An 8,778-nucleotide genomic window follows, 5' to 3' on the forward strand; every position below is an offset into this window, starting at 1 on the left:
GCCCCCCGCCAGGCGGAGGGCGTCGACGGCGAGCCCCGCGCGCGCGACCTGGTGGCCGTGGCGCGCGAGGGCCGTGGTGAGCGCGGAGGCGAGCCGATCGTCGTCTTCGACCAGGAGAACTCGCATAGGGCCAGATTAGGCCCGGACGGGGACCGAATCCGCCGAAGCCTGCTGCTCCGAGCGGGTGAGGGCGGCGTCGCGCGTCTCGCGCATGGTCAGGTAGACCACGAGGGAGACGGTCGCGCACGCTGAGACGTACCAGTAGAAGCCGGACTCGATGCCCTGGTCCTTGAACCACAGGCCGACGTACTCGGCCGTGCCGCCGAACAGGGCGTTGGCGATCGCGTACGGCAGCGCCACGCCGAGCGCCCGCACGTGCGTCGGGAACAGCTCCGCCTTGACCACCGCGTTGATCGAGGTGTAGCCGGTGATGATGAGCAGGCCGACCAGCGACAGGAAGAACGCGCTGGCGAAGCCGGAGACCGTGGACAGCGCGGTCATCAGCGGGACGGTGCCGAGCATCGACCCGATCCCGAACGTGATCAGCAGCGGCCGCCGCCCGATCCGGTCCGACAGCGCGCCGGCGAGAGGCTGGATGCACATGAACACGAACAGCGCCGAGAAGCTGACCAGCGACGCCGTCTCCTTCTGCAGGCCCGCGGTGTTGACCAGGTACTTGGTGAGGTAGGTCGTGTAGGTGTAGTACGCGACGGTGCCGCCCATGGTCAGGGCGATGACGAGCAGCGCCTCCTTCTTGTGCGACAGGAGGCTCTTGATGGTGCCCCGTTCGGCGCTGCCGGTCTCCCTCTCCTCCTCGCCGTACGCCTCAGTCTCAAGGAGGTTGCGGCGGAGGTAGAACACCACCGCTGCCCCCAGGGCTCCCACCACGAACGGGATGCGCCAGCCATAGGAGTTGAGCGCCTCCTTCGTCATCGTGTTCTGCAGGATGATCTGCAGGCCGAGGCCGACGAGCTGACCGGCGGTCATGGACACGTACTGGAAGCTCGAGGCGAAGCCGCGCTTGCCCGGAGGCGTGGCCTCGGTCAGGTAGGTGGCGCTGGCCGCGTACTCGCCGCCGACCGAGATGCCCTGAAGGAGGCGGGCGATCAGCAGGACGACGGCGCCGAAGTAGCCGACCGACTCGTACGTCGGGGCGATGGCGATCAGCAGGGCGCTCACCGACATGAGCGTCACCGTCATCGTCAGCGCCGCCTTGCGGCCCTTCACGTCGGCGTAACGGCCCAGCAGCCAGCCGCCGATCGGGCGCATGAAGAATCCGACGGCGAAGATGCCCGCGGTGTTCAGCAACTGCGCGGTCGTATTACCCGTAGGGAAGAAGGAGGCGGCGAAGTAAACGGCGAAACTGCTATAGACAAACCAGTCGTACCACTCGACGAGATTGCCTACAGAGCCGCCGATGACGGCCTTCCACGGCACGCGGGGTTTGCTCACGGAATAACCTCCTGGGGGGAGTAGCTGCAGGCCAGAGCCTCGCCGCAGAAGGTGGTTCTAACAAGGGGACACGGGCCAGATCTAACGTCCGCTTAACATCGCGGAAATGGCGAGAGCACTCGCCCGCCGGGATCGGCCCGTGCCCGCATCACTGCCGGTAGTTCTCCACCTCGCCGGCCGGGCGCACTTTCGCGTCGTCCGGGTTCTCGCCCGCGCCGCGCCTGGCCCGGCGCTGCCTGAGCAGGTCCCAGCACTGGTCGAGAGCCACCTCCAGCTCCCTGATCCGCGCGTGCTCCTCCTCGCTGGTCACCTCGCCGGCCGTGAGCCTGGTCCGCAGCTCGTGCTCCTCGTCGACGAGGTCGCCGATCCTGGAAAGAATCTCGTTGTCGCCCATGTCCAAGACTTTAGTGACCTCGTGATAGAACACGCCCTATGTCTGGTATCGCGCTGGTAAGAAAGCCCGGCCCCCGGATCGCCGAGGGGATCGTCACCCACCTGGAGCGCGTGCCAGTCGACCACGACCTGGCCCTTGACCAGCACGAACGCTACGCCGCCGCGCTCTCCGCCGCCGGATGGGACGTGCGCCACGTGCCGGCCGCCGACGACCTGCCCGACGCGACCTTCGTCGAGGACGCCGTCGTCGTCTGCGACCGGCTCGCCGTCCTGACCCGTCCCGGGGCGGACGAGCGGCGGGCCGAGGTGGACTCCGTGGCGGCCCTCGTACAGGAGCTGGGGCTCAAGTCCGTACGGATCGCCCGCCCCGGCACGCTCGACGGCGGCGACGTCCTCCAGGTGGGCAGGACCGTGTACGTCGGCAGGTCCGCCAGGACCAACGACGAGGGGATCACCCAGCTCACCGCGCTGCTGCCGGAGCGGCAGGTGGTGCCGGTGGGGCTGCGCGGCGTGCTGCACCTGAAGTCGGCCGTCACCGCGCTGCCCGACGGAACGCTCATCGGCGACCCGTCGCGGGTGGACCTGCCGGGGCTGCTGGAGCCCCCGGAGGAGTCCGGGGCGCACGTCGTGCCGCTCGGGGGCAGCCGCGTCCTCATCGCCGCCTCGGCGCCCCGGACCGCCGCGATGCTGCACGACCGCGGCCTGTCACCCGTTCCGGTGGACATCTCCGAGTTCGAGAAACTGGAGGGCTGCGTAACCTGCCTGTCGGTTCTCATCGCGTGAGCTTCCCGCCGGCCCTCCGCCGGTTCTCATCATGTGAGATCGGGGACGGTTCATCGCGAGACGTCTGGTAGCGTGCTTGGCATGCTGCGTGGCCTCCTTCTTAGCTGCCGCGGCGGGGGCCACTGAGGCCGGCTCCCTCGCCGCGGAGCGAGCCATGCCCGTCGGCCGATGTTCATCCCGGACCGGCGAGGAGCCCCGATCATGACCGCTCAGCAGCCCAGCCCCATGCCCTACCAGCGCTACCAGCCGTACGAGCCGGTGCGCCTGACCGACCGCACCTGGCCTGATCAGGTGATCACCGAGGCGCCCCGATGGTGCGCGGTGGACCTGCGCGACGGCAACCAGGCGCTGATCGACCCGATGGACTCCCATCGCAAGCTGCAGATGTTCGAGCTGCTGGTGAAGATGGGCTACAAGGAGATCGAGGTAGGCTTCCCCGCCGCCTCGCAGACCGACTTCGACTTCGTCCGCCAGATCATCGAAGAGGACCGGATCCCCGGCGACGTCGTCATCCAGGTGCTCACCCAGGCGCGGCCCGAGCTGATCGAGCGCACCTTCGAGTCCATCGAGGGCGCCAAGCAGGCCATCGTCCACCTGTACAACTCCACCTCCACGCTGCAGCGCCGCGTCGTGTTCGGCCTCGACCGCGACGGCATCACCGCCATCGCCGTCGAGGGCGCCAAGCTGATCAAGAAGCTGGCCGACGCCACCGACGTGGACGTGCGCTTCCAGTACTCACCCGAGTCGTTCACCGGCACCGAGCTGGAGTACGCCGTCGAGGTCTGCGACGCCGTCAACGAGGTCTGGCAGCCCACCCCCGACCGCAAGGTCATCCTCAACCTGCCCGCCACCGTCGAGATGGCCACCCCCAACATCTACGCCGACCAGATCGAGTGGATGCACCGCCACCTGAAGTTCCGCGACTCGGTCATCCTGTCGCTGCACCCGCACAACGACCGCGGCAGCGCCGTCGCCGCCGCCGAGCTGGGCTACATGGCCGGCGCCGACCGCATCGAGGGCTGCCTGTTCGGCAACGGCGAGCGCACCGGCAACGTCTGCCTGGTCACCCTGGGCATGAACCTGTTCTCCCAGGGCGTCGACCCGCAGATCGACTTCTCCGACATCGACGAGATCCGCCGCGTCGTCGAATACTGCAACCAACTGCCCGTCCACCCCCGCCACCCGTGGGGCGGCGAACTGGTCTACACCGCCTTCTCCGGCTCCCACCAGGACGCCATCAAGAAGGGCTTCGAACACCTGGAGGCCGACGCGGCCGACGCCGGCGTCCCCGTCGACTCCTTCACCTGGGCCGTCCCCTACCTGCCCATCGACCCCAAGGACATCGGCCGCACGTACGAGGCCGTCATCCGGGTCAACAGCCAGTCCGGCAAGGGCGGCGTCGCGTACATCATGAAGGCCGACCACCAGCTCGACCTGCCGCGCCGGCTGCAGATCGAGTTCTCCAAGGTCGTACAGGCCCGCACGGACGCCGACGGCGGCGAGATCAGCCCGTCGGCCATGTACGAGATCTTCCGCGACGAGTACCTGCCCAACCCCAACAACCGCTGGGGCCGCCTCAGCCTCATGGCCCACCGCCACTCGGCCACCGACGACGCCGACGACCGCATCAACGCCGACATCCGCCTCGACGGCGAGATCCGCGAGATCTCCGGCGTCGGCAACGGGCCCATCTCCGCCTTCATCGACGCGATCGGGGCGGTGGGGATCCGGCTGCGCGTGCTCGACTACGTGGAGCACGCGATGAGCGCCGGGTCGGACGCCAAGGCGGCGTCCTATCTGGAGTGCGAGGTGGACGGGCGGGTGCTCTGGGGGGTCGGCGTGGACGCCAACACCACTACGGCCTCGCTGAAGGCGATCATCTCGGCGGTCAACCGGGCTTCGCGCTGATTTGCTTACCCGGGCCCCTTTGTCAGGGGCTCGGGTTTGCAGTTGTGGATCTGGGCGTAGCGGGTTTGGGCTATGCGCATGAGTTCGGTCATGTCTTTGATCGCGTCCCTGCCCTTGACGACTTCGGCCAGGAAGATGTCGAGCAGCCGGTCTTTGCCGCCGCAGCGGAACTTCGCGCTCACCCTGTACGGCTGATCAGCCAAGGGGCTGTTCGTGATGTAGGCGGCCATGCCGTCGCCGAGGCCAGCTGGCAGCTTGACGCCGCCATGGCGGGTGTAGGTGTCACGCCTGCCTGCGAGGAGATAGTCCACTTGCTCCTGAGACGACCCGTTGTCCGCCAGCAGCCAGCCCACCTCAAGGGGATGAGGGGTCGTATCAGGAGCCCAGCATTCGCCACTCTTCTCGTCCCCGGTCATCTTCTCCGAGAGAGACGCAGTCACCCCGGTCACCGACCGAAGCGCCTGTTCAGGGATCATTTCGCAGACATATGGCGAGGCGTCCACGATCGGCTGAACGGCCGGAGCGGGGGTGGGGACAATGTCCTTCTGCGGACTGCAGGCCGCGCCGAGCACTACGAGAACAGTCAGGGCGACGGAAGGACGCCTCATCTGCCGCCTCCCGAGGTGGAAGGAATCTGCAGGCCGAGGTAGTCGTCCACCTCATTGGTCCTGCGGAATGTACTGCCGAAACGGTCCAGCAGATCGCTGCTCTCTCCCTTCTTGCGCGCCCATTCGAGGAAATCGCTGTACTCCTCCGGGGTCATCTGGGCGAAGGGCTTGATCGTCGGCGGCTCTCCAGTCGCGAATTCACGTCCCTTGATATGGAATCCGTCAAGCACGCCCTTGTTCAGCAGGGTCGTGGCGAGCATCTGCTCCGCCAGTCTCTCCACGGCCAGCCGGTTGTCCGCCACTGTCCGATGCGTCTCGTCCAGACCATGCTTCTGCTGGGACATCTGCTGAGCGACCTGATGGGCGATCTCGTCGTACGCCATTCCAGCGAACTTGTCGTAGCCCTTGCCGATCAACTCACCGAAAGCTCCGGTGGCCAGTTGACTGACCTGTTTGGCCCCCGGGACCGGCAGCAACCCGATCGCGTCGCCCACCATGCTCTTCAGCGCTTCGTCTGCCTTCTTCTCGTCCAGCCCTTGGGCGATCAACACCTGGCGGCGGGTCTCCACTATGTGATTGAAGGGGCGCGCCTCTTCAACGGTGCGGTCCGTCAGGAACTGCGTGATGTCGGCCTTGTCGACTCGCCCGTCCTCGTTGAAGTCGTACGCCTTGACGTCGGACTTCTTGAAGCCGAGCCGTTCAGCATTGGAGGCGGTGAGGCCGACCGGTGGCACGGTGGCGAGGGCTGCCCGCATGTGTTCCGTCTGTGCCCTCACCAACGCCTCGAACCCGGCGTCGTCCGAGGTGGCCAGTGTCAGCGCGTACGACATGTCCTGGGGCGCCACTTTGCCGAAGGTCGCATGGTTCAGGTAGAGCCGGGACAGCTCGTCGATGTTCGCCGCGATCGCGCGCCCCAGCGGATAGCTCAAGGGCGCCAGACGGTCGAACCCCTCTCGATCGCTGATCTTCAGATTGCCGCTGTCGTCCTTGCCGAAGGCGCCCCTCACCTCGTCGGCGAGAACCTTCGTCATCTCGGCGGCCAGGTTTTTCGAAATCGTGTCCTGGCCGGTGGTGGCCGTTACCAGCAGGTCGCGGATCGGCTTGAAGTCGTCCGTGTAGTGAGAGGCGCCCCAACGGGTCGTCAGCAAGTAGTCCAGCACAGACTCGTCCCACCCGGCCGGCGTGTGGTTGAGCAACGCTTGGGAGGCTTCTCGGTCGAACTTGGCGGCGTGGAAGAGGTCGTCGGCGACCGAGGAGGTGATCTTGGCGCCGGGGGCGGTGGCGTGGGAGCCGGGTCTGAGCAGGGTGCCGAGGCCGAAGGCGCCGGCCAGGTCGATGATGGGGATCTGCGGCTGTCCCAGTGTCTTGGCGGCCGCCCAGGCGGACTTGCGTTGTTCGAGCTCGTAGGCGATGACGTCGCGGCCGACGACCTGCATGAACTCCTTCGAGTACGGCGGCTTGCCGTCGTGGGCGCGCCAGATCAGCGCCTGTGCCTGGTATCCGGAGTACGTCGTGCCGCCCGCCTTGTGCTGGGCGCGGCCGTCCTTGGCCAGGTCGAGGAGGAAGCCGTCGCCCATATAGGCGGCGTTCCTCGGGTCGGTGCCGGCGGCGAGGGCGGTGCTGAGCAGGCGCAGGACCTCCTTGCCCCGCTGGGAGACCTGGGTCAGGCGGTCGTGGTCCTCGCGGGCCCGGGCGTCGCGTAGCTGGGCGGCCAAGGAGCCGGGCAGGCGGGTCACGCCGCCGACGCCCAGGGCGCCCAGGAAGGCCTTGACGAATTCCGGATCGGCGGTGCGTGAGGCGAGGTCGTTCAGGTCGGTCAGGGCCTTCGTGTCGCCGTCGGCGGCCTTCTGGGCGGCGCGGGCGGCCAGTGTCCCGTCCAGGAGGCCGGCCGCGGCGTCCAGGCTGTCGGGCATCTCGACGAAGCTGCCGGCGGGGGTGCTCGTGCCGAAGGTGACCTTCTGCCGTTGCAACTCGTGGACGAGTTTCTGGCGTCGTCGCAGGTCCTCGGCCTGGGTGGTGACGCGGCCGGCCAGGCGGCGCAGGCGCGTGGCGGGGGAGGTGTCGAGGCCGGCGCCCTGCAGTTCGCTGTGGAGGGACTGGGCCAGTTCCTCCAGGCGCCGGGCGGTCTCGGTGTGTCTGGCGGTCATGGTGTCGAAGTCGGCGGGCTTGACGCCGGTGAACTCGCTCATGAGGCGTCCCGGGTGGCGGCCAGCTTCTGGTTCGCGCTGTGGACGGCCTGGGCGAGCGAGTCACGCAGCTCACGCTGGTCGGCGTGGACCTGGGCGTCGAAGCGGGTGCCGGTCGGGCCCACCCAGGCGTCGTTCTCCATCAGGCGGCACGAGGGATCGAGCGCCCACCAGTGTTCGTCCGAGAGTCGCTGGATCCGCTCGGCCACGGCCCGCATGGCGTCGCGATCGAGGTCAGCCACGATGAACCCCTCGCATGGCTCGCTGCGTCAGAACGGATCTGGAGGTGGCGTTCCCTCACGGGTCCACACGGTAATCAACATCACATCAACAAGACAAGTTCAATGGCTGTGAAAGGCATAATGAGTCTGGCTTTTGGTTGAGAATGGGATGTTTCGCCTGGCTTGAGGAGGGCTGAGATTTGCTTCAGGAAGGAGGGGCGTATGCGTGGACAAGCGTTTCGGCCTGCTGGAAACGTGAGCTTTTGCCAATATTCGGGTGGTGGTGGGTCTGGCCCGGGAGGCTTCTCTCGGCGGGAGTGAAATGCGCTGACGCTCATTGAACATCAACTGAAATGGTTACGGCAGTTGAGGAGCGTGAGCCGTCTTGGCGGTGATCGGCTGAAGATGCCTGTGGAAATGAGGGCGGCCACCAGCGTCATGATCGTTCGTGATGACGGATCCTGACATGGTGGCCGAAAGGTCGTCGCTGGCTCAGATCAACGATCTATGACCAGCGCACGCAGAGGGCATCCGATCGAGTGCGGGTGAGGGAGATCTTGGGTTTGAGTGGGTGGGCTTCGTTGCGGCGGGGTGATCGACGGTCAGTCGAACTCTCCGTTCTTTGCGCCGTTGATGAAGGCGTTCCACTCGCTGGGGGTGAAAATGAGGGCTGGGCCGGTGGGGTTCTTGCTGTCGCGGACGCCGCGGTATCCGCCTGGCAGTTCGGCGACCTCGACACAGTTGCCGCCGTCGGGTCCCGATCGAGTGGACTTGCGCCATGTGGCGGTGGCGAGTTCTCGGGTCAGTTCGTCCATCGCTTCAGCGTCTCCTTGATGACCTCCAGGGACTCGCGCTGAGGCAGTGCTTCGGAGCGAATCCCCTCATATCTGTATGATAGAACGCTGACGTCTTCTGATCGCTCCGTTACTCGGCTCATGACCCCGGCGGATTCGACATACGCCGTATCGAAAACTCCGTGAGCTTGAGCGATGGCGAATCCGCCGGCAAGGCCGGTCGTGGAGTACGCCTCGAGAGGAAGAATCTGGATCGTGGTCCGGGGGGTGCGCCCTGCTTCGAGAAGGCGGGTGAGCTGAGCCGACATACTAAGCAGAAACTGGCCTACTGGACCGTAGCTCAGTTACAGGCGATGTGATGTAGAGCAGGTCGCGGTCCTGGAAGAAGCTGCGGACGAGCTCGGGTGTTGCCTGGAGTCGGTCGACGGCTCGC

General features: G+C 66.7%; 9 protein-coding genes. 2 read left to right on the plus strand and 7 right to left on the minus strand.

Features of this window, described 5'->3' with window-relative positions; all coding sequences use genetic code 11:
• Window positions 1-135: 135 nt before the first annotated feature.
• On the minus strand, window positions 136-1,452 hold the full coding sequence (locus KME77_RS24845) for an MFS transporter (protein WP_219471355.1): 1,317 nt from the start codon (window positions 1,450-1,452) through the stop codon (window positions 136-138).
• Between the two features lie 148 nt (window positions 1,453-1,600).
• Window positions 1,601-1,846 carry a DUF2630 family protein gene (locus KME77_RS24850; protein WP_219471356.1) on the minus strand — a complete coding sequence of 82 codons (246 nt, stop codon included), beginning with the start codon at window positions 1,844-1,846 and terminating at the stop codon, window positions 1,601-1,603.
• 38 nt (window positions 1,847-1,884) lie between these two features.
• On the opposite strand from KME77_RS24850, the gene ddaH reads away from it, so the two are divergent.
• Window positions 1,885-2,628 (plus strand): dimethylargininase, encoded by a 744-nt coding sequence (ddaH, locus tag KME77_RS24855; protein ID WP_219471357.1) that lies wholly within the window; start codon window positions 1,885-1,887, stop codon window positions 2,626-2,628.
• A 198-nt stretch (window positions 2,629-2,826) separates the two neighbouring features.
• Window positions 2,827-4,536, plus strand: a complete 1,710-nt coding sequence (gene leuA / locus KME77_RS24860) for a 2-isopropylmalate synthase (protein WP_219471363.1) — start codon at window positions 2,827-2,829, stop codon at window positions 4,534-4,536.
• A gap of 5 nt (window positions 4,537-4,541) precedes the next feature.
• Here leuA and KME77_RS24865 read toward each other — a convergent pair whose 3' ends face one another.
• The 5 genes from KME77_RS24865 to KME77_RS30560 form a co-directional block, all read right to left on the minus strand.
• Entirely contained in the window at window positions 4,542-5,108 is a 567-nt protein-coding gene (locus tag KME77_RS24865) for a hypothetical protein (RefSeq protein WP_219471358.1), read from the minus strand.
• A gap of 32 nt (window positions 5,109-5,140) precedes the next feature.
• On the minus strand, window positions 5,141-7,333 hold the full coding sequence (locus KME77_RS24870) for a hypothetical protein (protein WP_219471359.1): 2,193 nt from the start codon (window positions 7,331-7,333) through the stop codon (window positions 5,141-5,143).
• Window positions 7,330-7,572, minus strand: a complete 243-nt coding sequence (locus KME77_RS24875) for a hypothetical protein (protein ID WP_219471360.1) — start codon at window positions 7,570-7,572, stop codon at window positions 7,330-7,332. The genes KME77_RS24870 and KME77_RS24875 overlap by 4 nt, the downstream gene beginning before the upstream one ends.
• A gap of 581 nt (window positions 7,573-8,153) precedes the next feature.
• Window positions 8,154-8,366, minus strand: coding sequence for a DUF397 domain-containing protein (locus KME77_RS24880; RefSeq protein ID WP_219471361.1), 213 nt, complete (start codon window positions 8,364-8,366; stop codon window positions 8,154-8,156).
• Window positions 8,354-8,653, minus strand: coding sequence for a Scr1 family TA system antitoxin-like transcriptional regulator (locus KME77_RS30560; protein WP_219471362.1), 300 nt, complete (start codon window positions 8,651-8,653; stop codon window positions 8,354-8,356). The genes KME77_RS24880 and KME77_RS30560 overlap by 13 nt, the downstream gene beginning before the upstream one ends.
• Window positions 8,654-8,778: the final 125 nt, after the last annotated feature.

It is taken from the genome of Nonomuraea rhizosphaerae, assembly GCF_019396405.1.
Lineage (GTDB): Bacteria > Actinomycetota > Actinomycetes > Streptosporangiales > Streptosporangiaceae > Nonomuraea > Nonomuraea rhizosphaerae.

Excerpts from the sequence above, each read along its gene's own strand:
- ddaH (WP_219471357.1), top strand. The coding sequence starts at position 1,885 with ATGTCTGGTATCGCGCTGGTAAGAAAGCCCGGCCCCCGGATCGCCGAG.
- KME77_RS24880 (WP_219471361.1), bottom strand. The coding sequence starts at position 8,366 with ATGGACGAACTGACCCGAGAACTCGCCACCGCCACATGGCGCAAGTCC.
- KME77_RS30560 (WP_219471362.1), bottom strand. The coding sequence starts at position 8,653 with ATGTCGGCTCAGCTCACCCGCCTTCTCGAAGCAGGGCGCACCCCCCGG.
- KME77_RS24850 (WP_219471356.1), bottom strand. The coding sequence starts at position 1,846 with ATGGGCGACAACGAGATTCTTTCCAGGATCGGCGACCTCGTCGACGAG.
- KME77_RS24870 (WP_219471359.1), bottom strand. The coding sequence starts at position 7,333 with ATGAGCGAGTTCACCGGCGTCAAGCCCGCCGACTTCGACACCATGACC.